Below are 24,528 nucleotides of genomic sequence, written 5' to 3' on the forward strand. Positions count from 1 at the left end.
CCGCGCGAATTTATGCGATCAGCATAAATTCTGTGCATCGCGAAGCGTGTTACTGAGAACGGAGTGAACAGTAACAAGTATCAAGGGATCACACTCTTTCTCCTCAAAAAATGGTTGCATTTACAATTCGTTTATGTTATAGTTATATGCGTTGCGGGGTATGGCGTAGCTTGGTAGCGCGCACGGCTGGGGGCCGTGAGGTCGCAGGTTCAAATCCTGTTGCCCCGATTGAACATTATAGATATTATAACAACTAAGGTTTCCGAGGTCTGATGACTTCGGATTTTTTTATTACCTTTATTCCCTTACTATTTTTCGAAAGGAAGGTTTTACATGCAGGATAATCTGTCTCTTTATCATATTTTTTATACGGTAGCACGTACCGGCAGTATATCCCACAGTTCCAGGGACCTTTATATCAGTCAGCCTGCTATCAGCAAAGCGATCCAGAAGCTGGAGCAGAATCTGGATACCGTTCTTTTTAAACGAAGTTCCCGGGGTGTCACTCTGACCCCGGACGGTGAGCTTCTTTTTGAAAAAGTAAAAGAAGCTCTTTCACTTCTGGATGAAGGAGAAAATTCCATTCGCCATAACCGTTCCCGGGACATTCCAAAGCTTCGTCTGGGTGCCAGTTCTACTCTTACCAGATATGTACTACTCTCCCACCTGAAAAACTATATCGCTCGTTTTCCTCATGTACGTATCACAATTTCCTGCCAGTCTACTTATCAGACTCTGCAGCTTCTGGATGAGGAAAAAATCGATCTGGGACTCATCGGACGGCCGCAGAAGCTTCGGGGATATTATTTTCAACCTCTTTTGAAAATCCAGGATACCTTTGTCTGTACACAACAGTATCTGGAAAACCAGAAACAGCTCTATCCTGATGAACCTCTGATTCAGGCAGCAACTTTCATGATGCTGGATGAGGACAATATTACACGTCAGACTGTGAACTCTCAGCTGAAAGAACATCATGTGGAATTAAGCCACATTCTGGAAGTAACAACTATGGATCTTCTGATCCAGTTTGCGGAAATTGGTCTTGGGATTGCCTGTGTGATCCGCGATTTTGTAAAAAAAGAGCTGGAAGAAGGGACTCTGGTGGAAGTACCGGTAGGATTTTCTTTTCCGCTGCGTGAGATCGGGTTTGTATGCAGACAGAAAGATGCTGATTCGGCTTTAATCGCGCCGTTTTTTGATGATGAAACAGGGCATCCGGATAGATAAAGTATGAAAAACCCCCATCTGACCATTGTGATCAGATGGGGGTTTTAGATTTCAAAAAAGTTTCCTGCCACTGTATTACATATGTAACTTTTTTGACTCAAACTTCGCTACGCTTCGTTCGAGTAGCGCAAAATTTATTGCACCTGCAATAAATTTTGCTTAGTTATTAATAAGCTTATCCTCGCCGTTCCAGCTGTAGAGTTTACGGATCTCCTCGCCGACTTTCTCAGACTGATGCTCAGAAGCTAATTTTCTCATAGCCTTGAAGTGTACCTGTGCACCTGCATCGGACATGTCGAGTAAGAACTCTTTTGCGAATGTACCGTCCTGGATATCGGAAAGAACTTTCTTCATTGCTTTCTTTGTATCCTCTGTGATGATCTTCGGTCCTGTGATGTAATCACCATACTCAGCTGTATTGGAGATAGAATATCTCATTCCGGCGAATCCTGACTGATAGATCAGGTCAACGATCAGTTTCATCTCATGGATACACTCGAAGTATGCGTTTCTTGGGTCATAACCAGCTTCAACAAGTGTCTCGAAACCAGCCTGCATAAGTGCGCAAACACCACCGCAAAGTACAGCCTGCTCACCGAAGAGGTCTGTCTCTGTCTCTGTACGGAATGTTGTCTCAAGAACTCCAGCTCTTGCTCCGCCGATTCCAAGTGCATATGCAAGTGCGATATCCTGAGCTTTACCTGTAGCATCCTGCTCTACAGCGATCAGACAAGGAACACCTTTGCCAGCCTGATACTCGCTTCTTACTGTGTGTCCAGGTCCTTTCGGAGCGATCATTGTAACATCAACATATGCCGGTGGTTTGATACATCCGAAATGAATGTTGAAACCATGAGCGAACATAAGCATGTTGCCTTCCTCAAGGTTCGGCTCGATATCGTTCTTGTAAAGTGCAGCCTGTTTCTCATCGTTGATCAGGATCATGATGATATCTGCTTTCTTAGCTGCTTCAGCAGCTGTATATACCTCGAAGCCCTGCTCCTCAGCTTTTTTCCAGGATTTGCTTCCTTTGTAAAGGCCGATGATTACATTACATCCGGACTCTTTAAGGTTCAATGCATGTGCATGTCCCTGGCTTCCGTATCCAATAATCGCAATTGTCTTACCATCTAATAATCCGAGATTACAGTCTTCCTGGTAAAAAATCTTATTTGCCATTTTACTTTCCTCCTCTGATGTTTACAACATCTTCTTCATAAAAATTATTTATCGTTAAGAGAGTATCTGCTCTCCTAGCAAACATATGTAAAAATTTTTACAGGTACCGGACATCGTCACTGCCTCGTGACAGACCTGTGATTCCTGTTCTTGCAAGCTCAAGGATCTCATAGTCAGCCATCAGCTCCACAAACGCTTTCAGCTTGTTCTGACTTCCGGTCATCTCCATAATAAGTGAATCCTTACTTACATCCACCACCTTGGCACGGAAGATATCTGCAACTGAAAGAGCTCCCTGTCTCTGTTCCGGCTTCACAGCAACTTTGACAAGCATCAGCTCACGGGCAACGCTGTCGTCCTGTTCAAGGACCTTAACATCCCGTACATCTTCCTGCTTCGCCAGCTGCTTAGTAATCTGCTGGAGCATCTGGTCATCTCCCTCACAAACAACTGTCATACGGGAATATCTCTGATCTGCAGTCACTCCTGCGGTAATGCTGTCAATATTATAACCACGGCGACTGAAAAGGCCAGCCACACGGCTAAGGACTCCGGAGGTATTATCCACAAGGATGGATAGTATTCTCTTTTCCATAATACACCTGCTTTCAACACTTTTATGTATAGAAAACCGACTTCGTCAGTTAACGCTTTAATCTAATAAACCCTTGCTTTCTTACCATTATAACAACTTCGAAAATTTTGTCAATCAAAATTTCCTGCAAAATCCCTTCAGGATGATAAGAAATGTTTTTATCCTCAGATCAGATATTTTTTCTTAAGCTCCTCGGATGCCTTTGATGTTAGGTAGAGTTTTTTTCGAAGGAATCTTTCAATTCCTCCGTTTTCTTTTTCGATGACATCAAAAACTGTATTGATATAAGACTCCTTCACCTGATAGAAGGCATTCAGATCTGCAAGCTTCCGGCTATTTTCCGGCCGGTCTGCCCGGTAAAGCCTGCGCATATACTTCAGTTCATCTTCCAGACATAGATTCGACCGCATATAATCCCTTCTTATCGTTTCCTTAGGTACACCCAAAGCAAAGAGCAAAAGTGCCGTTCCAACTCCTGTCCGGTCTTCTCCTGTGGCACTGTGAAAAACAACAGCTCCGTTCTTTACGTGAAGCAGGACATCCAGAAAACGTGCATACTGCTTCAAAGAATATTCATCCGTAATATAATTCCGGTACCAATCCTGCATATATCGGTCTACATCACCATAACAGGACATCACATGTTCAAAAAAACTGTTTCCACTGCTGTCTTCATCCCGAATCGGAATATGATAATATTCCACTCCTGCCATGATATCATCTGGTTTTTTCTTTACTTCTGCGGCTGACCGGAAATCGATCACTGTTTTTACATTATATTCTTCTGAAAGGATCCGGTTGTCTGCAGCAGAAGCATGATAGATTTCTCCGCTGCGCAAAAGCTTTCTGGGAAGAATATGCGAACCGTCTACTGTCATCAATGCACCCAGATCTCTTGTATTCGGAAGATTCTGAAGCGGAAGCCTGCTTCCTTTTGGAAAGCCAACCGCAAGATCCGGATTCAGTACTTTAAGAAGCTGAAGACAATCCTGTACCTCCTGCTCTGTCATATCAAATTTATAACGCTTCTGACGTCTGGTTATGATTACCAGATAATTGATGATCAGCTGCTTTTCACCGGTTTTATCGGTTCCCTCACGGCGCATGTACGCCCAGAGAATATCTTTACACGGAAGACTGTTGAGCATCATATGTCTGGTAAACACAAAAAAGCCATCTTCGATCCGTATTTTTCCGTATCTCATTTTCTTTCCTTTCTCCTTCTCAACCCCTGTGCTGCTTTCTTCGCAACACTTTTTATCATACCAGAAATCTCCAGTCCCGTATACCTCGTTTGACAATTTTCGTAGTTTGGATATAATAAACAGAGAATTTTCACCACAGGGAGGCTTTCTTTTATGGACAATCTTATTTTCTGTCTGAATGTTACCGTGCCCATCTTTCTTACACTTCTCCTGGGATATTTTTTCCGGAGGATCGGGCTATTTGATGAGGCATTTGTCAACCGTATGAACAAATTTGTGTTTGTCATCCCCCTGCCTGTGCTTCTGTTTCAGGACATCGCTAAAATTGATATCTATGAGGCCTGGGATCCCCAAATGGTTCTTTTCTGTTTTGCGATCACATCGCTCAGTATTATGATCTCCGTGCTCCTGTCCCATTTTCTCCATCCTTCCGATATCCGGGGCGAGTTTATCCAGGCATCCTACCGCAGCAGCGCGGCGATCCTTGGTATCGCCATTATCCAGAACCTTTACGGAAATGCAGGTATGGCACCACTGATGATCATTGCCAGCGTCCCTCTTTACAATGTAATGGCTGTTGTAATTCTCTCTGTCTTTAAACCAGGTCAGAGAAAAATAGATGGTACCGTTCTGAAGCGTACTTTAAAGGGAATTGTCACCAATCCCATCATTCTTGGCATTGCAGCCGGTACACTCTGGTCCCTTCTTCGTCTTCCATTTCCGAAGATCCTGGACTCTACGGCAGGCAATCTTGCAAAAACCGCCACTCCTCTTGGCCTCATGGCCATGGGCGGATCTCTGCACTTCGGAAAAGCCTTTTCCCGGCTGAAAGCATCTGTTGCCTGTACATTTATGAAACTTGTCGGTTATGAAGCACTTTTTCTTCCTCTTGCCATCCGCTGCGGTTTTACAAAGGACAAGCTGGTTTCCATCATTATCATGTTGGGGTCCGCCAGCACCGTTACCTGCTTTGTCATGGCAAAAAACATGGGACATGAGGGCTCTTTTTCTTCGGGAGTCGTGCTTCTTACCACATTATTCAGTGCCTTTACCCTGACACTCTGGCTGTTTATCTGCAAAGGTCTGGGACTGATCTGATATTGCAGCTTCTGCATATTATCTACCCGGAAAAATCTGTAACATAAAATGCTGTAAGAACTATGATTTCTGGTTCTTACAGCATTTTTTATAAAAGCATATTCACATAAAGCTATCATTCCTGATGTGGATGTTCCTGTTCTTACAGTCACATACCCTGCAAAGCAAATGAAATATCCTCTCAGATCAGCTTCAGATATTTCAATCCATCCCGTATTCCGTAGTGGAACATATCAGACGTAACATAATCTGCCAGTTCTTTGATCTTCGGAGAAGCATTTCCCATAGCAACCTTTGTTGCAGCGTATTCAAACATGGCAAGATCATTATTGCTGTCTCCAAAAACAACGGTATCCTCCCACGGAATATCAAACAGGCGGATCACAGCCGCGATCCCCACAGCCTTGTTAAAGCCCTTTGGCACCAGTTCAATGGTATTCCCCACAAACGAACTGCTGCCTTCATGACGAATGATATCATAGTATTCTGATAAAATAGATAACGCTGCCTCTGCATCACATCCCTCAGTCATTTTTGCGCTGATCTTATTAATCCGCATACAGTCCTCATTTCCGCGGATAGGCCTCCATTTATCACCCAGGGATTCTGTGATCAGACTGGCATACCAGTTCACTTCATCGGTATACTCCTCTTTGTCATAATACATAAAATCCGCGCCTTCCATTACCGGGATCAGTCCGTATTTTCTGAGAACCTCCACAGAAAGCTTTGCAACCTCCGGCGTCATCTCTTTATTAAAAAGTCTCTTCCCGTCCTTCTCAATGGTGGATCCGCAGGCACTGATCATTCCCGTAAAAGGGATCTGCTCCAGATACCAGGATACAAACGCACGACTTCTTCCTGTGCAGAGCCACGCTTCATGTCCGTTATCTACCAGCGCACGGATGGCTTCTATGGCACTGTCCGGCACTCCTTTTTTCATATCACAGACTGTTCCGTCCGCATCAAAAAATACTGCTTTTCTGCTCATTTTCCTGTCCTCCGATATCACCTGTAAAATACCTTTGCCGCACGGATCAGGCTTTCCGTATCTTTCACTCCGGCTGTTTCATAAGCGGAATGCATCGCCAGCTGCGGCAGACCGATGTCGACCGTATTCATGGCCGCCTGGGTATTGGAAATATTTCCCAGAGTGGAACCACCGGCAATATCGGAACGGTTCACAAATGTCTGATATGGCACATCTGCTTCTCTGCAGAGTTCCTTAAAGATTGCTGTAGAAATCCCATCAGTACAATATTTCTGATTGGCATTATATTTGATCACAATTCCACCATTCATCACCGGACGGTTTACAGGATCTGCCTTGTCTGTATAATTCGGATGTAATGCATGTGCATTGTCCGCAGAGATCATAAAGCTCTCTGCAAGGGCCATCAGATAACTTTCCTGGTCTCCGCCAAGGGCCAGATTGATACGAAACAGTACATCTTTAAGAAATGTGGATGCAGCTCCCTGCCTGGTAGTGCTTCCCACTTCTTCATTATCCAGTACACAGTGGACTGCAATGACCTTCTTCTTATCTGCCTGGAGAAAGCCTTCCAGTGAAGCGAAAGCACACTGCAGATCATCTAATCTTGGACTGGAAACAAACTCATTCCTGGACCCCCAGATCGTTCCGGGCATCCGGTTATAGAGAAACAGATCATGGCCCAGGATATCCTCCGGACGGATCTCTGCCTCTTCTGCCAGCATCCGCATGAAGTTTCCTTTTTCGCCACTGCCACTGTACAATGGAAGCATATCCTTCTGGACATTATAATGATAGCCTCCGTTAATATCTCGGTTCATATGGATCGCAAGGCTCGGGATCATGACCAGATCTCTATCAATATCTACAAGCTTTTCCAGAATTTTTCCGTTTTTGTGGACGATCATGCGGCCTGCCACAGAAAGGGGACGGTCAAACCAGGTAGAAAGGATCATTCCTCCGTACCGCTCCACATTCAGTTTCACATAAGCTCCGTTTACAGACATCTCCGGATTTTCTTTTATTTTAAAAGACGGAGAGTCACTGTGACTTGCAATGATATGATATCTCCTGCAGTCATTGACAGGAATGGAAAATCCGATGATCGCGGAATGATTTCTCATGACAAAATATTTTCCGCCCTTTTCCAGCTCCCAGCGCTCCTCTTCCTTCAATTCTGTAAAGCCTTCCTCCAAAAAACGTCTTCTTGTTTCCTCTGCCGCCTGAAAGGCTGTAGGACTTTTACTGATAAATTCCAGCAGTTTTTCTGTTGTTTCTTCGTACATAATCTTCTCCTCTGTCGGCCCGGTAATATCCAGGCTGTTATGCTATTACCCATTATACGGCAAAACTTTTTTCAGGGCAATATCTCAGATTTCTGCACTCTTTCGTACCCACATATGCTGCACAAGCTTATCCCCAAGCTTATTTGCGAGCATAGTATAAATTGAACTAAATACATTGGCTCCAATACGGAGCAGCACTGCTGCAGGCATTCCAAACAGTCCTGATGCAATGGACAGTGCTCCAAATGTATTAAATGCAGTCTGCCACGCATAACCTGCGGAATATCCCACACCGATTCCTCCGATCATTCCAATATAGGGATACATAGATTCCGGAAGTATCAGATAAAGCACTGCAAACAAAATACAGCCAACGATATTGAACATCCCCCTTTTTCCGGCTCTTTCCTTGCAGTCCTCGGTAAACGGCAAGCACACGGACATACAAGCAATTCCGGCCCACATTGCTCTTGGGAGTCCTAGAAGAGACATGATCAGCATAGCGCTGGAAACGATCAGCGTCAGTCTTAAATACCACCTGCCTCTTGCGGAATGCAGGTCAAATTCCCGGAACAGGTCCAGAAACGTCCTGCGATACGGGCGGTTTTTCTGGTTCTTATAAAAAACTACCATGCAGAGAACCATTCCGGCCAAAAGCCCCTCTACACGAAGCAGATACGCCTTTCCGGTTACGTCATATCCCATCAGAAGCAGATATCCGAGAACAAATGTGGAATGGTTATACATAATTACATTATGGCATCCCAGGATCATCAGTAACAGGATGCTTATCGCATTAACAAAAAATGCCGGTACCGGTGAAACCATATTGGACAATCTCGGTCCTGCGATCAGAATACAGAAAATCCCGGCAATGGACAACAATCCGTGGGACGTCCGGATCCCGAAATCCGCCTGTCTTAAAACCAGCACTGCCAGCAGTACGGTTACTCCTACAACACTGTTGTCATTGCCGGTTATCTTACTGTACAATGTCACAACCGCCACACAAAATGCCATGACAAGATACACTTTAAAATTATAGATCAGAATATGCCTTCTTTTCTCCTTTTTGTCTGTGGTATTTCTGATCAGCTGTTTTGATCCGGTTGAGCTTAACTGCAGTTCCTGATAAAATGTCATTTTCATCACTCCTTTTGTAAAGCAGACATTCTCATTTCGCTTTTTTCACATGCTCATAAACGCAATCTCTTTACAATTTACGTTCAAAGATACAAACAGCCATTATACTTGGTTTATTCTGAAACGTCAAATATTTTTTTCTGAAATCATATTCACACATTACACTCCCAGCCCCGATCAGATCACTCCGAAAATGGCCAGGAACATTTTTATTATTTTTATATTTACTGCAGCTCCGCTATCCTGGTCACTGCTACATAAATGTCCTGTATCTTATACCAGGTTGGATAATCCACCACTCCGGATGCAGGAAGCCCGAATATATTCTGGAATTTTTTTACAGATGCAGCAGTAGCCGGACCATAAATACCATCCACGATCACTGACGGGATGGCAGGATAGGCTTTTGCTATGGCATTAAGCTGTTCCTGGATCTGCTGTACCTTTTCTCCAGTAACACCGATAGTCAGGTCATATCCCGGCCAGGATGCGGGAATCCCGGAAACTGCTTCCGCCACATTGATATACATATCGTTTCCATAGAAGCTCCGCAGGATCTCAATGGCGGAATATCCCTGATCTCCCAGAGCTTTGCTTCCCCACTGGGTCATCCATCCCCGATTCCTGCACTGCACCTGGTGTCCGTCACAGTACTGGGTCAGGATCGGCTGACGTACATCCGGTCTGGAAAGGTAGTTTTCAAAAAGTTCATCCACGATCCGGTCTATACTCTCAAAAATATTCCTGCCATGGATCCATTTGTGGTCGTATGCTGTGGAGGATGTAATGGTGAAATCATAACCCTTATTCCGGTACCACTCTGTATAAACTCTGTTCAGAGTAAACGACATGATTGCCAGAACATTGGCACGTATCGTGTCCTCCGGCCAAGTTGCGTAGATCTCACTGCTGGCCACGTTTTTGATATAATCCTTATATCTTACATAATAATCCTGTGCAGAGGTATCCCCTATTGGCCCGTCGTGGACTACGATATACTCCGGGATCACCACTTTGTTTAATACGATCTCTCCGGTTTCATTTATCGGCTTGATCTCTGCTTCCGGATTTTTGGGAGGATATTCCCCAAAAAGCGTATGGGGTCCGATGACGATCCGCTGATAGTCCTCTCCACTACCCTGCTGTCTGCTAAGGGATGCTCCCTGCCTGGCAATGGAATGGGGAAGAACTTCTGTCCCGGCAACTTCTTTTGGTGTAAAACCCTCTGCACTGATCCGAACTGTATATTCTGCATAAGGCTGCTGCTCCACCGGTTTCATGCTGTATTCCAGTGGAGGAGCTGCCAGCTCCAGCATGGGCGTTTTTCCGGAGGAATCCGTACGGATTTCTTCGATCACATTATCCGGGACTCCTGTGTACGAGATCCGCACTGTAGCATTTTCCACAGGACGGTTACTGGCACTGTCCAGCACCGTCACCTGCAGCTGTCCCTGATCCGGCATATCCTGCTGCATGGAAATATAAGAATGATTTTTCATAAACAGAGGCTCCTTTTTGTGCCTGAAAGCACACTGGTTCTCTGCTAGTATATGTTTGCATAAAAAAAATGTCTCTTACCTGATATACAAATAAGAGACACCTTTTTCAGTTACAGATTATAAATTTTTTCCACCTCTTCAAAGTTCTCTGACTTCTAGCGTTCCCGCAATTTCCAAGAGCTGTTCTTCATTGACAAAATTGCTGATACAGCCCATTCCCTGAACACACGCACTTCCTGTTACATTTCCAAACTTAATGCACTGTTCAATTGGATAATGATGATAAAGTCCATAAATAAAGCCACTCATAAATGCATCTCCTGCTCCTGTTGCATCAATAGCTTTTACATTTTGTACAGAAGATATGATTTTTATTCCATCCTTATTTTTAAGCAGGCACCCTTCCTTGTCCATTTTGATCGTCACGTCAGAAAAAAATTCCGACAGAATGTCAGCAGCCTCTTCCACACTGGACGTTCCTGTAATCTTCATGGCCTCTTTCTGGTTGGGAATATAATAATCTGCAATTTCCAGATAATCCTTGTATTTTTCCAATGTCAGATCATCTTCCCATCCCGTATCAAAAATCTGGATACAACCATCTTTTTTCAGTCTTTTATACACATCTAAAAATCCAACATGCATATCTACCACATATGCACCTTTCAGATTTTCATAAACTTCATCCATAACAGCATCATTAAGATCCATTCCGTCTGTATATGAAATAAAACTTCTGTCACCACAATATAGCAAGGTGGAAGACAGCACCACCGGCATCTTGTTTCCTTTATAAAGATTCACAGTTTTTACCGGATAGCTATTCAGTGTTTTTTTCACAAATTCCGAAAAAAGATCATGCCCTGCAAAAGTAATAATTCTGGACTCAACTCCAAGCCTTGAAAGATTGATCATGGTAGCCGGAATCCCACCACCAAACTGCATGGAAAATCCTCTGGCGAAAATCTCCTCTCCCTTATCAGGCAGTCTATCAAGACCAGAATAGATCAGATCAATATTGGAATAGCCTACGCCACCTACAAAACTCATATCAGTTCCATTCCTCCATATAGTCTTTATTTGTGGCTAAATATGTTTCCACCAGTTTCTTGGCCAGTGAGTAGGAATTGACAAGAGGATGCACCATAAGGCAGTCAATTGCTTTACTAATGCTTCTTGTACGGATTGCTTCAGAAGCCAGCCTTTCGTAAATCTTCACCCTGCGAATAAGTTCCATCTGCAATTCCCCGGGATTTGGGACTTTATGCGGAATCATCTCACCATCTTTAAGATCACATGTAACTTCCACAATGTCTGTATTAAGGAGTCCCGGAATTGCTCCGTTATTCGGTACACAAAGGATCATCTCACTGTCTTTTCCACTTAATTTGGAACGGATATATTTCAGGGCAACACCTGCATAGCCTCCATCATCCTTTGCATAAACATCAAAATGATAGGGTTCTTTTGCTCTGGATACGCCGGTCTCATTTGCCATATAAGCATCTTCACGTTTGCCATACCACTTATCATAAACCTTCAGGCAGTTTTCAAAATCATTTTCGACATCCATGTGTGACAGTTCCTCCGTCATATGGATATTCACATCACGGATCACTTCTCCCCTGGTGATACCCGCATCCAAAATATGCTGAACTGCTTCTTCTCTGTAATAAAAATAATACAAATATTCATTAAGAATACATCCCATATGCTCTACCAGATCTTTTTTAAAGAAACGCATATCTGTATCCGTATACAATCTTTCATCTTTTAAAAGCTCCGGCAAAATCTCTTTTCCATCCAGCTTAATACTGTCAAAAAAAGAAAGATGATTCAATCCATAGCAGTCTCCCGTCACAGAATTTTGCGGAACCTTATACATTTTTGCAAAGGAATGGAGAAGACTACTTGGAGCATCGCAGATACCATAGGTAAAATCATATCCCATATCACGCAGAGTCTGAGATACTACTCCCGCTGGGTTGGTAAAGTTAAAGATCTTTACATCCGGAGAAGCGTATTTTTTTGCAAGCTCACAATATTTTACCAGAGCCGGCACAGAACGCATAGCAAAAGAAAACCCTGCCGCACCGGTAGTTTCCTGCCCCAGAACCCCCAGATTCAGAGCTACTCGTTCATCCTGGATACGCATATCATCCTCTCCAACACGAATCGTTGTTATGATATAATCTGCATCTTTAATGGCTTCTACAGGGTCGCCGGTAAGTTCCAGCTGCAAGTCTGGCTGCAGACGTTTTGCAACCTGCTGTGCCATTTTACCATAGATATTAAGCTTCTTTGGATCATTATCCATAAAAATCACTTGGTTGATCCCCAATTCCAAACTGCTCTGAGCAAGGCTTTTTGCCAAAAACATGGAACGTACTCCACCACCGCCGATTACTGCTATTTTCATCTGTAATTCCTCCTCTTTCTGTCTTTTTAGTAGTCTGCCTCATTCATCTTAAACAACCGATTAATGGCACTTACTACAATTACCCCTGCAATAATAAGAATTACTCCCATCATGTTGGCATAACCATAATTATTATCTGTCATAGATGTTTTGTACAGGTATAGTGGAAGATTCAGTGTTGTATCTCCCGGCCCTCCGTTGGTTGTCAGATAAATGAGTTCAAATTCTCTCAGCATACTGGTTGCCGCCAGAATCTCACAGGTTCCAATAATAGTACGGATCAGTGGGAGACGAATCTTCATATTGATCTGCATGTCTGTAGCACCATCGATCTTGGCCGCTTCCACAACATCCTCGGGAATGGACAGAACACCTGCAAGCACAAGAATGATGATCATTCCTGTATACAGAAGCCAGCTCCATGTAACTGTGATAAAGGCACTGTTCTGATCAAAGAACCAGTTTTTCATAAATGGTTTCCCGGTTACTGTTTTTACAAAAGAATTGATAATACCATACTGCGCATTAAATACATTCAGGAAAATAACAGCCAGTGCCGCTGCAGATACCACATTCGGGATCATATAGATAGTTCTGAGGACTTTCCAACCTTTTTTTCTTTTTGAAAGCATAAACGCGATCACAGTTCCTAGCATCACATGCACAACAGACTGAAGCACAACCCAGATTCCCGTATTCTTCAGTGCTGTAAGCATTCGTGCGTCGTTCCGGAAAGCATTGATATAATTATCCAGTCCAATAAATTTAAATACACCGCCTGCTTTCCATTCAAAAAATGAACTTCCAAACACCATACACATCGGAGCCAGGTAAATCAATGCAAAAAGGAGCAGACACGGCAAAAGAAAGCTTGCCAGTTTCCATTTTTTAACTTTCATTTCTCATCTCTCCTGTTTCAGTCTGTTCTTAGCCTCCGGCGACTTCAGAAGAAGGTATGTCCTGCCGAAGCCGCGGAAATCATATAATTATCAGTTTTTCTGTGCAGCGTCTGTAAGAGCCTGTGCGAACTCTTCCGGAGTAATTTCACCCTGCGCAAGAAGCGGATACTGAATACTGATCTCATCCACTACATTTGCATACCAAAGGCTCTGGAAATCATTAATACTGTGCGCTGCTTTATCGCCGTTTGCGATGACTTCATTTACAAGTGGCTTTACATTATCAGATGTAAGACCCTCCATAGCCGGAATATCGCCTGTAATTTCAAGCATTTTAAGCTGGCTCTCCTCATTTGTGAGGAATTTTACAAATGTAAGAGTTGCATCCAGTGTTTTCTCATCCTTGGAAGCAACATTAAAGCCAATTTTTCCACTGTTATACATAACATCACCAGGATACATTGCAGTACCGACTTTATCTGCAAATCCATCTTCAACCATAGAAGTATCATAGAAATCGCTAATCATCCAAGGACCATTTGCAATGATAGCTGTCTGTCCCATAAAGAAGTTGCTTGCAGCATTCTCATATTTTCCACCAACTGCATCCGGAGTTGTATATTTCTGAAACATGGTCTGAATCCTGGTTGCTGCATCGATAAATTCTTTTGTATTATAATCTGTCGGGAGCATGGTATTCATAAACTGTTCTCCCTCATCGCTCTCACCAATCATAGCACCAAGCATCAGTGAAGTTACCCAACCGGAATCTGCAGTATCCATGGAAAGCGGTGTAATGCCTGCATCCAGAAGCTTGTCACACTGCTCAAAGAACTCGTCCCATGTCTTTGCCGGTTTCTCAATTCCTGCCTGAGCAAAGAGATCTTTGTTGTAGAAGTATCCTATTACCTGTCTGGTATAAGGAATTCCATAAATCTTACCATCGCGGGAGTTTACATCCCAGCATGCATCAGTTGCAAGTTTTTTCCAGTCATCATCTACATAATCAGTAAGGTCGACAAGTTGATCCTTCATTGAATCAATCAGATTATATCCACCTGTACTGAATGTATCCGGAAGAGAATTGGAAGAATACAGAACTTTCAGCTTATCCACATAGTTCTGATCACCTGCGATTTCTTCCACATTGACCTTGATACTGTCACCGTACTCCTCATTAAAAGCTTCCAGACGATCCTGGAACCATTCTGTATTAACACTGACACCAACCCAGGATGTAGGAAATGTGATTTCTGTCACATCATCCGCTTTTACTGTTGTGGCCATGCCTCCTGCCATGGATAATGCTGTCACTGCTGACAATACTGTGGCCATCACCTTTTTTGTTTTCATATTAATTGCCTCCTTTTATATAATTTATAAATTTTCATCTTCAACCTTTGACAGATCCTGCTACCATACTGGTAGTAACCTGTTCCTGCAGCAATACATAGATTACGATACTTGGTAGAATTACCATAGTCAATGCCGCAAACATCGCTGTATAGTTAAACGAAAACTGAGATGTAAAATAATTCAGAGCAAGAGGAAGGGTCCTTACTTCTGTGCTTTTGGTAAGAACGAGTCCGAACATGAACTCATTCCATGACGTCAGGAACTGTAAAATTGCCCCTGTTGCAAGTCCTGATTTAGCCAATGGAAATACAATTACAAAGAATGTCCGATAAAACCCGGCTCCGTCAATATAGGCAGCTTCTTCCAGTTCCTTGGGGATACCCTGAAAATAGCTTTTGAATACGAAAAGTGAAGTAGGAAGTCCCAGTGCCGCATACACAAGTACAAGCCCTGACCTTGTATCAAACATTCCGATTCCCATCATGATCTTATAGATTGGCATCAGAAGTGCTGAAGTAGGTACAAGAAGAGACGCAGATAAAAGCAATGTGATAAAGGTACTTCCCTTAAACGTATATCTGGCCAACACATAGGCAGCCATGGAAACAATCAGGATATTTAGCAGGGTACTTGTGAAAGAAATCACAACACTGTTTCCATAAAACTTAAAAATTGGAGCCAAATCCAATGCAGCCTTATACCCATTAAAGCTTAATGATGTAGGCAGTGCAAATGCAGATGATAGGATCTCCTTATTGGATTTAAAGGATGACATCACGATCCATACTAATGGTCCTACTGAAATCAGTGCCATAAATCCCAGGAAAACAAATCTAAATATTTTCCAAAGAATATCTTTAAAGCTCTTCCCCCCCATTTTATATTTCCTCCCTTCTGAGTACAGTTCCTCTTTCCAATAATTTATAGGGTAGTGTATACTCTATATTTTCTTCTCTGTTTCTACTTTTGTTACACAAAATCTCAAGAGTCCATTCCACCATCTTATCCAGTGGCTGATAAATCGTAGTAAGTTTAGGAACCACCCGCTCTGATATACTTAATCCATCAAATCCCAAAACGGATACATCTTCCGGAACCTTCAAACCATGTTCATTTAGCGCTGTAATTGCTCCTACCGCAGTCTCATCGGAAAAAGCAAACACTGCAGTGAACTTCTTTTTCTTTCGCAATGCACTGTTCATAGATCGATAGCCTTTTTCGAAGGTAAGCTGACCGTATTCTGCCATGTCATCACTGAACATAAGTCCATATTCCTCCATTGCCTTCTTACAGCCAACTAACCGCTGGAATCCTGAACTGATGCTTGTAGAAAGATCAGTCAGAATCAGTATCTCCCTGTGTCCCATTTCAAGAAGATATTTCATTCCCTCGTAAGCAGCCATCATATCGTTAATGTGTACCATATCGCATCTGCTGTCAAAAGCTGCGCCTCCCAGCATAACCACTTTGATATTCTTTGCCCGGATATATCGTATCACCTCACGGTCAATCTCCTCCTCCAGATAAATAACTCCCATCACATACAATTCCTTCAGGATACTCTTATAACTATCATCTCCCGGAAATGTAGGAAGAAATATCACTCTACATTTGTATTTTGGCATCTGCCGGATAATCTCCTTTATAGATTCACTGAAATATCCAAATTCCAGATTAGGAATCAGAACTACGATCACACCATCTGACTTACGTGTTGGATGATTTGGCACATAACCAACCGTATTAGCTGCCTCCTCAATTCTTCTGGATAATTCATCACTCACTACATTCTGTCCTGAAAAATATCTTGAAACAGTTGCTGGAGACACATGTGCCATTTGTGCAACCTTTCTGATTGTACCTGCCATTGTCTCATCTCCTTATGTGATTTTTTCTTATTATTTGAGATTTATTCCTTATTTCTTTTAGTATTTTGCACGATTTAATATCGCTATCTACATTTTTGATTGTACAAAGTTACAAATAGAATGTCAATCTTGTTTCATGTGTTTCATCTTGGTTTCATATGTTTCATTAAAAAAAGATGGAACAATCCGGACATCTTCCTGACCATTCCATCTTTTATATATCTTTACTTCATAATCCTCATCAGAATATCTTCAGAATATCATTATACATAACGATAACCATCAACGCCATCAAAAGCATCAGCCCTGCAAAATGGATCATGCCTTCTACCTGACGGTTTACCGGTTTTCTCCGGATCGCTTCTGCCACCAGAAATACCAGCCTTCCTCCATCCAGCGCAGGAAGAGGAAGAAGGTTCATCACTCCCAGGTTTGCAGAAAGAAGAACTGCCATATTCAGCAAATTCATCCAGATCATCAGCGTTCCCTCACTCTTGGACTGTTCGTAAGTGTCGCCAATGGCATCCGCAATACCCACAGGACCACTTAAGTCTTTCATTCCAAGGTGACCGGTCACAAGCTCTTTCAGGCTTAAGATCGTAGTACGGATCATGTATTTCACTTCCACAGCACCATATTTCAGAACATTAAAGCCGGAAGTTTTTTCACTGTATGTGTTATATCCGAAACCGGAAACCGGTGTTCTGTATTCCCTTGGTGTTATCTCTGCCTCATATTCCAGTCCGTTACGCTCATAGGTGATCGTCACAGGTTTCTTGGATAACGGATGCTCCTCGATGTATTTTTCATATGCATTTCCATCCGGAACCTCCACACCGTTGATCTTCGTGATCACATCGCCTGCTTCCAGACCTGCCTCTTCCAGTGGCATTCCCTTGATCAGTGATTCCACTGTCATGGAATTTACATCGGAACGGTTAAAGCCAAGAAGATACCGCACATTTACATCTGGTTTATAGGAAATCTCCTGTTCCTTTCCATCACGTTTTACTTTCAGCCGGATGGTATCTCCCTCTTTCAGTTCGTTGAGATACGAATATACATAAAGATCTTTCCCCAGATCAATATGGTAGCCCTGATATTCCGTGATCACATCGCCCTTTTTCAATCCGGCCTTTTCCGCAGCAGAATTTTGGGTTACTTCTAATACGGTTGCCGGATCATAGCCCATACAGCCTACAATGATCACAGACAAAACAAATGCCAGCAGAAAATTAAATATCGGACCGGCAGCAACCACTGCGATCCTGCCCCACACAGGAGCCGAATTAAAGGTTCCCGGACTGTCATCTTCCGCATCCTCTCCGGCCATGGCGCAGGAACCTCCAAGAGGAAACAGTTTCACGGAATAACGTGTGCCGCCCTTTACCGTACTTATGATCCTGGGTCCCATACCAAGAGAAAATTCCAATACCTCGATATGGTTCTTTTTTGCCAGAAGAAAATGTCCCAGCTCATGGATCAGTATCACAACACTGAAAATAATTACAGCAATCACAAATCTCAATTTACCACCTGCTTTCGATCCACTGATAAGTATCCTGCTCTACAGAAAGGATCTCATCCAGATCCGGATGTGCGATTTTTTTATGTCTTTCCATAGACTGTGCAATAATCTCATAAATATCCAGAAAGCCGATCTTTTCCTCCAGGAATTTCTTTACTGCAAGCTCATTGGCTGCATTAAAGACAGTCGGCATACTTCCGCCCTCCCGGGATGCCTGGATCGCCATAGGAAGTCCCCGGAATGTCTCCATATCCGGAACCTCAAATGTGATCTCATGAAGCTTCGTGAAATCAAGGCGGTCTCCATCCAGATATCGTCTGTGCGGATAGTACAGAGCGTACTGGATCGGAAGTCTCATATCCGGAGTTCCAAGCTGTGCCATGATCGCACCATCCTTAAACTCCACCATGGAATGGATGATACTCTGCGGCTGCACCACCACCTGAATATGATCCAGATCCATGTCAAACAGCCATTTGGCTTCCATAACTTCCAGCCCTTTGTTTACCAGGGTTGCGGAATCTACGGTGATCTTTCGTCCCATTACCCAGTTTGGATGCTTCAGAGTATCTGCAACAGTGACCCTTCGCAGCTCTTCTGTGGTACGTCCGCGGAAGGGACCACCGGATGCCGTGATCAGAAGCTTGTGGATCTCTTTGTTTTCTTCTCCGTGGATAGCCTGGAAAATAGCGCTGTGTTCACTGTCCACCGGAAGGATAGATACGCCATATTTCTTTGCCATGGGCATGATCAGATGACCGGCTGTGACAAGGGTTTCCTTATTTGCCAGGGCAATGTCCTTTCCGGCACGGATTCCCTCCATGGTAGGACGGATCCCGATCATTCCCACGATCGCGGTGACAAGAATTTCTGATTCCGGCATGGACGCAAGCTCCAGAAGTCCTTCCATTCCGCTGACTACCTTTGTATCCGTGTCCGCAATACGCGTTTTCAGATCCCGGGCTGCTTCTTCATCCCAGACTGCTGCCAGAAGCGGATGAAACTCACGGATCTGCTCTTCCAGCTTCTCCACACTTTTGCCTGCACTGACTGCAACAACACGAAGGTCTTCGTTTTTTCTTGCCACATCCAGTGTCTGGGTCCCGATGGAGCCGGTAGAACCTAAGATTGCAATATTCTTCATTTTAATGTCTCCTAAATTCCAAGAATCATTTTTGCAAGATAGTAAATAACAGGGGCTGTGATGATCACACTGTCAAAACGGTCCAGGATTCCTCCATGGCCCGGGATCAGCTTTCCATAGTCCTTGATGTTCTGGTTTCTTTTGATCGCAGATGCAGCCAGATCACCCACCATGGAGATCAGAGCTCCAACTGCGCAGATCAAGGCATACTCAGCCATTTTTCCCTGTGTTGCTGCTGCATAAATCACTCCAAGAAGCGCCGCTCCCGCAACGCCTCCTACAGCTCCCTCGATGGATTTCTTCGGGCTTAAAACCGGCGCCATTTTATGCTTTCCGATAAGCATTCCCACACAGTAAGCACAGGTGTCACATCCCCAGGAGCACAGGAATATCAGCCATACCAGGAATTTTCCGTCCGGAAGGCTTCTGGTAAGATAGATAAAGGAAAGCATCACAGCAACATATACAACTCCAAAAAATGCTGCCATCACCTGTTCTGCATGGTATTTCGGATAACCGAATACATAAACAAACAGGATCAGGATCATACTGATGATGATCGCCATTGTTCCGTAATTTCCAAAATCAGCTTTCATGGCAATATAATAAAGCACTGCTCCAAGATATCCTACAAGTTCCAGCACAGTAACATGCTCATCGCTTACCTTCATTACCTTGTAAAGCTCTCTCATTCCGATCAGTGAAACAGCCAGAAGTGTAAAAAATAAGATCCAGCTTCCGGAAATGATAGTTGCCAGGGCAATAATGACAAGGACGATACCACTTATCAGTCTTGTCTTAAACATGATCTACTCCTCCTTGACGCCACCGTAGCGTCTGTCTCTCTGATTGTATTTCTCGATGGCTTTGATCAGCTCTTCTTTATTGAAATCCGGCCATGCAACCGGTGTAAAATAAAACTCGGAATAGGCAAGCTGCCAAAGCAGGAAATTGGAAAGCCGCTGCTCACCGCTTGTGCGGATCAAAAGATCCGGATCCGGTACACCTGCAGTATCCAGATAGCTCTCAATCGTATCTTCTGTAATGCCATCCGGCTCAACTTTTCCGTCTTTTACATCCTGTGCCATCTTCTGCATTCCACGGCGGATCTCATCACGGCTTCCGTAATTTAATGCCAGCTGAAAATAAATACCGTCAAAATCTTTGGAATATTCCTCCAGTTCCCGGACACTCTGCTGGATATCCGGTGCAAAGGCAGTAACATCTCCGATGACTTTCATCTTCATATTATTTTTCTTGGAAATCTTGATACATTTCTTAAGATAACCGCGGAACAGTTTCATCAGTGCTTCCACTTCTTCTCTGGAGCGTTTCCAGTTTTCTGTGGAAAAAGCGTAAACCGTAAGATATTTCACCCCAAGGTCTTTGATATCATAACAAATGTTTTCAAGATTGGCGCATCCCTTTACATGTCCGTAGGTTCTCGGCATTCCTCGTTCCTTTGCCCAACGTCCGTTTCCGTCCAGAATGATCGCGATATGATTTGGTACGTTCATAAATCTCCTCCATACAGAAAGAGAGCTTCTTCAAAGAAGCCCTCTCTATCCTCGTATTTCTTACAATTATACAGTCAGAATCTCTTTAGACTTGTTCTCGATCGCCTTGTCAACTTCCTTGATGTACTTATCTGTAAGTTTCTGGATCTGATCCTCAAGCTCTTTGATCTCATCCTCAGAAACATCCTGTTTTGCAAGTTTCTTAAATGCATCGTTGGCATCACGACGGATATTTCTTACTGCAACCTTGGCACCCTCGCCTTTTTTCTTAACGTCCTTCACCAGCTCTTTACGACGCTCCTCGGTAAGCTCCGGGAAAACAAGACGGATCATTTTTCCATCGTTGCTCGGGTTTAATCCCAGATCAGAGCAAAGGATCGCTTTCTCGATCGCTTTGATCATGCTGGATTCCCACGGCTGGATCTGGATCATACGTGCCTCCGGTACAGAAATGTTTGCAACCTGCTGGAGCGGAGTCGGTGCTCCATAATAATCTACGGTAAGTTTGTCAAGAATATGCGGGTTTGCACGGCCGGCTCTGATGGTTGTCAGCTCACTCTCCAAAGCATTCAGTGTTTTTCCCATTTTTGTTTCGTATACCTGAATTCTCTCATCCATTTCACATATCTCCCTGTATGGTTTTTTTTATTATTCCCTTTTGATCACACGGTTACCTTTGTTCCGGAGAACTTGCCATGTACGGTATTGACGATGCTATCCTTTTCATCAAGACCGAATACCAGCATCGGCATCTTCTGCTCCATACACATGATGGAAGCGGTAAGATCCATAGCTGCCAGCTTCTTTGCAACTACTTCATCGATGGAAATCTCATCATACTTCTTGGCATCCGGATTTACCTTCGGATCACTGTCATAGATTCCGTCAACAGCCTTGGCAAGAAGAATGGCATCTGCGCCGATCTCAACAGCACGAAGTACAGTAGCTGTATCTGTAGAGAAATACGGATGGCCGGTACCACCTGCAAAGAATACAACCTTTCCTTCTGCGAAGCTCTCTTCTACAGCATCCTTGGAATAAAGTGTGGTAAATGCACCACATACAAACGGGGTAAACACCTCTGTCTTAAGTCCCACATATCTGCAGATGTCAGACACATAGATACAGTTCATGATAGTAGCAAGCATGCCGATCTGATCCGCCTTGCTTCTGTCCATGGCTCCGCTGGTACGTCCTCTCCAGAAGTTTCCACCTCCGATCACGATACCAACCTGAAGTCCTTCATCCACGATCGTCTTGATCTGTTTGGCAACCTCTGTAACAGTTGCTTCATCAAAGCCTCTCTTCTGCTCTCCTGCAAGAGCCTCTCCGCTTAATTTCAGTAACACTCTTTTCATATGTTTATTCTCCTTTACCATACGCCGGATACAACTTCATTGCCGTCATTGTCAAAAGTTGTGGATACCGTAAACGTATCATAATAATAATAACCTGTCTTACCGGACTCCGGCTCGTCCTCATAATCACTGCCATTTGGGCTGCCACATGCATTCTCAAGCTCAGACATGGACTGACCGATATATCTTGCTGCTACAGATGCCGGATCATCCTCGCCGGATGGTGCTTCCGTAGGATCCGCATCGGAAGAATCAGAGGAAGCTGGTGCAGATGTTGGATCCGGTGTGGATGTGGAGTCCGAACTGCCGGACGAACTGCTGTCTGTACTGTCTCCATTATCATCAGAACTCTCCGGAGTCGGAGTCACAGCCGTACTGTCTGAAGAATCTGTACTGTCACTGTCACTTTCACTGTCATCCTCAATGCCAAGCCTTGCCTTTACATCCTTCAGGGTAGACACCTCCTTGGTGCTTCCGCTCGCCAGATATGTAGCATATGGAATTCCGTCTTCACCCTCACCATCCATGCACAGGCTCAGCTGTGAGATCGTCAGAAGCGGCAGCTGGCGGAAGAAACATTCATTCTGCTCTTCGTCAGTAAATGTGATCTTTACATCAAAGCTTGTTGCTGTATCTCCGTTATCGTCCTTCTGACTCTTCTCCATATAATAAACAGCCTTGTCGTTGGAAGCCAGTGTGAATTTACTATTTACAAGATCGCTTCCCCAGGTCTCATCACTGTCATCGCCATCATCTCTGGTAGGACGGACATAAATTGCAGAAATCGTGGAGTTCATCTTATTGGTAAATACAATACTGGTAGTGGTCTCACTCTTGGTTCCCATTACGTTCTTGATATTTGCTGTTTCATCCGTAGAGGTCTGCATCTCCACCACATCCGTTTTCGCAGCTTCCGTTACCGTCGGGGTTGCCGTTGCCTCCACCTTCTGCTCCGGTGCCACAGAGTTCTTCTTTCCGCAACCGGCTGCAAGCATGCTCGCTGCAAGAATTCCGGCAAGAATCAAATAACGTTTTTTCATTATATCTCCTCCATATAAAATGGTCCTATTCGCTGTCAGGTTTTCCTTTTCTATTATTACAGAGTATCACTTTCTTGTCAACCTGACCGTTCTGAATTTCACAGAATCTTTAGATATTTTAAACTATGTCAAAAATTGGAACAGCTGAGGTCAGAACCCGTTTTCCCTTCGCTGTCTGCGCATATCACGGCGCATTTTCGCAGCTTCATTCCGGGCTTTTTCCGCTTCTGTGGTAATGATCAGTTCCGGCACCTGGATCGGTTTCTGGTCTTCATCTACAGCCACCATCACAAAAAATGCCCGGTTTACAGTATGACGCATGCCATCCGGCTGTTCCACATACGTATCGATCTCGACCTCCATGGAAGTTCTTCCCACATAAGTCACATATCCCTTAAGTACTACGATCTCTCCCTCATAGATCGCATGCTTGAACTGAAGATTGTCCACTGCCGCAGTTACCACCCGATATGTCTCCGCATGACGCATAGCTACCACTCCGGCAACCTCATCCAGCCACTGCATCAGTGCTCCGCCAAAAAGTCTTCCGCCTCCGTTCAGATGCTGCTGCATGATCAGATGAACCTGCTCCGTCATCGATGCTTCTACCGTTTTTTTACGTCTTTCCTGTACCTCTGTCATTTCTCATTCCCCGCATTTTATCATACTTTTACTTTTTCAATTGAAACCAGTCGATCAATAAAGATTTTTTACTTTAAAGTCTCGCTCCGCTTCTCTTCTCTGATCCTTCTTTGCAATATCCTGGCGCTTGTCATAAAGCTTTTTACCACGTGCCATGCCAATCTCTATTTTTACCAGGCTGTCCTTGAAATAAACCTTCAGTGGTACCAAAGTCAATCCTTTTTCCTTTAATTTAGCTTCGATCTTATTGATCTCGTAACGATGCAGCAAAAGCTTACGCACACGAAGAGGATCTTTGTTAAAAATGTTTCCTTTCTCATAAGGAGTGATATGCATTCCATATACATAAACTTCTCCGTTTTCTACACGGACAAAGGCCTCCTTGATGCTGCATTTACCGGAACGTAAGGATTTCACCTCGGTTCCTGCAAGTGCGATCCCGGCCTCATAAGTATCCTCGATAAAATAATCATGAAAAGCCTTTTTATTATTTGCGATCAGTTTCATTCCTGTTTTTTTTGCCATTTCGCG

At 43.7% G+C, this 24,528-nt stretch carries 24 protein-coding genes and 1 tRNA gene; 3 read left to right on the top strand and 22 right to left on the bottom strand.

Going from position 1 to position 24,528, the window contains the following annotated elements:
* Positions 1 to 154 precede the first annotated feature (154 nt).
* Positions 155 to 228, top strand: a tRNA-Pro gene (locus LKD46_RS15220).
* A 105-nt stretch (positions 229 to 333) separates the two neighbouring features.
* Entirely contained in the window at positions 334 to 1,230 is an 897-nt protein-coding gene (locus LKD46_RS15225; protein ID WP_118625543.1) for a LysR family transcriptional regulator, read from the top strand.
* Positions 1,231 to 1,389: 159 nt separating this feature from the next.
* Here the strand turns inward: LKD46_RS15225 and ilvC are convergent, their stop codons facing one another.
* The 3 genes from ilvC to LKD46_RS15240 all read right to left on the bottom strand — a co-directional run bounded on the left by ilvC (position 1,390) and on the right by LKD46_RS15240 (position 4,209).
* Positions 1,390 to 2,409 (bottom strand): ketol-acid reductoisomerase, encoded by a 1,020-nt coding sequence (gene ilvC, locus LKD46_RS15230; RefSeq protein WP_118515940.1) that lies wholly within the window; start codon positions 2,407 to 2,409, stop codon positions 1,390 to 1,392.
* Between the two features lie 97 nt (positions 2,410 to 2,506).
* Positions 2,507 to 3,004 carry an acetolactate synthase small subunit gene (gene ilvN, locus LKD46_RS15235; protein WP_015526774.1) on the bottom strand — a complete coding sequence of 166 codons (498 nt, stop codon included), beginning with the start codon at positions 3,002 to 3,004 and terminating at the stop codon, positions 2,507 to 2,509.
* Between the two features lie 164 nt (positions 3,005 to 3,168).
* Positions 3,169 to 4,209 carry a tyrosine-protein phosphatase gene (locus LKD46_RS15240; RefSeq protein WP_227574323.1) on the bottom strand — a complete coding sequence of 347 codons (1,041 nt, stop codon included), beginning with the start codon at positions 4,207 to 4,209 and terminating at the stop codon, positions 3,169 to 3,171.
* A 153-nt stretch (positions 4,210 to 4,362) separates the two neighbouring features.
* On the opposite strand from LKD46_RS15240, the gene LKD46_RS15245 reads away from it, so the two are divergent.
* Positions 4,363 to 5,307 carry an AEC family transporter gene (locus tag LKD46_RS15245; RefSeq protein WP_227574324.1) on the top strand — a complete coding sequence of 315 codons (945 nt, stop codon included), beginning with the start codon at positions 4,363 to 4,365 and terminating at the stop codon, positions 5,305 to 5,307.
* 181 nt (positions 5,308 to 5,488) lie between these two features.
* On the opposite strand, the gene LKD46_RS15250 is transcribed toward LKD46_RS15245, so the two are convergent.
* From LKD46_RS15250 to smpB, 19 genes are all read right to left on the bottom strand, one after another.
* Complete coding sequence (locus LKD46_RS15250) at positions 5,489 to 6,298, bottom strand: Cof-type HAD-IIB family hydrolase (RefSeq protein WP_227574325.1); 810 nt, start codon at positions 6,296 to 6,298, stop codon at positions 5,489 to 5,491.
* Between the two features lie 17 nt (positions 6,299 to 6,315).
* Positions 6,316 to 7,584 carry a M18 family aminopeptidase gene (locus LKD46_RS15255; protein WP_021652938.1) on the bottom strand — a complete coding sequence of 423 codons (1,269 nt, stop codon included), beginning with the start codon at positions 7,582 to 7,584 and terminating at the stop codon, positions 6,316 to 6,318.
* 84 nt (positions 7,585 to 7,668) lie between these two features.
* A complete protein-coding gene (locus LKD46_RS15260) occupies positions 7,669 to 8,727 on the bottom strand; it encodes an FUSC family protein (protein WP_044962378.1) in 1,059 nt (352 codons plus the stop codon).
* Between the two features lie 224 nt (positions 8,728 to 8,951).
* Positions 8,952 to 10,226, bottom strand: coding sequence for a peptidoglycan-binding protein (locus LKD46_RS15265; RefSeq protein ID WP_044962381.1), 1,275 nt, complete (start codon positions 10,224 to 10,226; stop codon positions 8,952 to 8,954).
* A 138-nt stretch (positions 10,227 to 10,364) separates the two neighbouring features.
* Positions 10,365 to 11,276 carry a carbohydrate kinase family protein gene (locus LKD46_RS15270; RefSeq protein ID WP_021652941.1) on the bottom strand — a complete coding sequence of 304 codons (912 nt, stop codon included), beginning with the start codon at positions 11,274 to 11,276 and terminating at the stop codon, positions 10,365 to 10,367.
* A 1-nt stretch (position 11,277) separates the two neighbouring features.
* Entirely contained in the window at positions 11,278 to 12,645 is a 1,368-nt protein-coding gene (locus tag LKD46_RS15275) for a family 4 glycosyl hydrolase (RefSeq protein ID WP_021652942.1), read from the bottom strand.
* A 26-nt stretch (positions 12,646 to 12,671) separates the two neighbouring features.
* Positions 12,672 to 13,544, bottom strand: a complete 873-nt coding sequence (locus tag LKD46_RS15280) for a carbohydrate ABC transporter permease (protein ID WP_110103627.1) — start codon at positions 13,542 to 13,544, stop codon at positions 12,672 to 12,674.
* A gap of 90 nt (positions 13,545 to 13,634) precedes the next feature.
* Positions 13,635 to 14,897 (bottom strand): ABC transporter substrate-binding protein, encoded by a 1,263-nt coding sequence (locus LKD46_RS15285; RefSeq protein ID WP_021652944.1) that lies wholly within the window; start codon positions 14,895 to 14,897, stop codon positions 13,635 to 13,637.
* A gap of 40 nt (positions 14,898 to 14,937) precedes the next feature.
* On the bottom strand, positions 14,938 to 15,777 hold the full coding sequence (locus LKD46_RS15290; RefSeq protein ID WP_021652945.1) for a carbohydrate ABC transporter permease: 840 nt from the start codon (positions 15,775 to 15,777) through the stop codon (positions 14,938 to 14,940).
* Between the two features lies 1 nt (position 15,778).
* Positions 15,779 to 16,768, bottom strand: coding sequence for a LacI family DNA-binding transcriptional regulator (locus LKD46_RS15295; RefSeq protein ID WP_021652946.1), 990 nt, complete (start codon positions 16,766 to 16,768; stop codon positions 15,779 to 15,781).
* A gap of 241 nt (positions 16,769 to 17,009) precedes the next feature.
* A complete protein-coding gene (rseP, locus tag LKD46_RS15300; protein WP_286188030.1) occupies positions 17,010 to 18,287 on the bottom strand; it encodes an RIP metalloprotease RseP in 1,278 nt (425 codons plus the stop codon).
* 10 nt (positions 18,288 to 18,297) lie between these two features.
* The gene (gene dxr, locus LKD46_RS15305; protein ID WP_015526782.1) at positions 18,298 to 19,440 is read right to left on the bottom strand and encodes a 1-deoxy-D-xylulose-5-phosphate reductoisomerase; all 1,143 of its coding nucleotides are present in this window, start codon (positions 19,438 to 19,440) and stop codon (positions 18,298 to 18,300) included.
* Positions 19,441 to 19,451: 11 nt separating this feature from the next.
* Positions 19,452 to 20,246 carry a phosphatidate cytidylyltransferase gene (locus LKD46_RS15310; RefSeq protein WP_015526783.1) on the bottom strand — a complete coding sequence of 265 codons (795 nt, stop codon included), beginning with the start codon at positions 20,244 to 20,246 and terminating at the stop codon, positions 19,452 to 19,454.
* A gap of 3 nt (positions 20,247 to 20,249) precedes the next feature.
* Positions 20,250 to 20,957 (bottom strand): undecaprenyl pyrophosphate synthase, encoded by a 708-nt coding sequence (locus LKD46_RS15315; RefSeq protein ID WP_015526784.1) that lies wholly within the window; start codon positions 20,955 to 20,957, stop codon positions 20,250 to 20,252.
* 66 nt (positions 20,958 to 21,023) lie between these two features.
* Entirely contained in the window at positions 21,024 to 21,575 is a 552-nt protein-coding gene (gene frr / locus LKD46_RS15320; RefSeq protein ID WP_015526785.1) for a ribosome recycling factor, read from the bottom strand.
* A 44-nt stretch (positions 21,576 to 21,619) separates the two neighbouring features.
* Positions 21,620 to 22,315 (bottom strand): UMP kinase, encoded by a 696-nt coding sequence (gene pyrH / locus LKD46_RS15325; RefSeq protein WP_021976283.1) that lies wholly within the window; start codon positions 22,313 to 22,315, stop codon positions 21,620 to 21,622.
* Between the two features lie 14 nt (positions 22,316 to 22,329).
* Entirely contained in the window at positions 22,330 to 23,355 is a 1,026-nt protein-coding gene (locus LKD46_RS15330) for a hypothetical protein (protein ID WP_110103625.1), read from the bottom strand.
* Positions 23,356 to 23,505: 150 nt separating this feature from the next.
* Complete coding sequence (locus LKD46_RS15335; protein ID WP_021652953.1) at positions 23,506 to 23,997, bottom strand: acyl-CoA thioesterase; 492 nt, start codon at positions 23,995 to 23,997, stop codon at positions 23,506 to 23,508.
* A 54-nt stretch (positions 23,998 to 24,051) separates the two neighbouring features.
* On the bottom strand, positions 24,052 to 24,522 hold the full coding sequence (smpB, locus tag LKD46_RS15340; RefSeq protein WP_021652954.1) for an SsrA-binding protein SmpB: 471 nt from the start codon (positions 24,520 to 24,522) through the stop codon (positions 24,052 to 24,054).
* Positions 24,523 to 24,528: the final 6 nt, after the last annotated feature.

It is taken from the genome of Blautia fusiformis (assembly GCF_020686995.1).
Classification (GTDB): domain Bacteria; phylum Bacillota; class Clostridia; order Lachnospirales; family Lachnospiraceae; genus Blautia_A; species Blautia_A fusiformis.